This window comes from Candidatus Kosakonia sp. 282A-S69 (assembly GCF_029433855.1).
GTDB lineage: Bacteria > Pseudomonadota > Gammaproteobacteria > Enterobacterales > Enterobacteriaceae > Kosakonia > Kosakonia cowanii_A.
This window is the reverse complement of the sequence record NZ_JAROAU010000005.1, coordinates 203,432-203,665: the sequence shown is the minus strand read 5'-3', so window position 1 is coordinate 203,665 and position 234 is coordinate 203,432. Positions and strand designations below refer to the sequence as shown.

1 pseudogene is annotated in these 234 nt (G+C 67.5%); it reads left to right on the top strand.

Features of this window, described 5'->3' with window-relative positions:
• Positions 1 to 234: pseudogene (locus PU683_RS21920) on the top strand (ABC transporter substrate-binding protein); the annotation flags it as partial.

Sequence of the window (234 nt, the reverse complement as noted above, 5' to 3'; positions counted from 1 at the left end):
CCGGCGGTGGGCGTCTCGGTGCAGTCGCGCATCCTGCAATGGGCCTCGGCCAAGCTGTGGGGCGAGAAGGACTACGCCAAGCTCGACAAGATCAGCGTCGCCGTCCCGCATCCCGAAGCCGCGGCGGCGATCATCAAGGGCGGCACGGAGATCACCGGCCATTTCGGCAACCCGCCCTTCCAGGACCAGGAACTGGCCGAGAACCGGGACGCCCACACCGTCCTGAACTCCTAC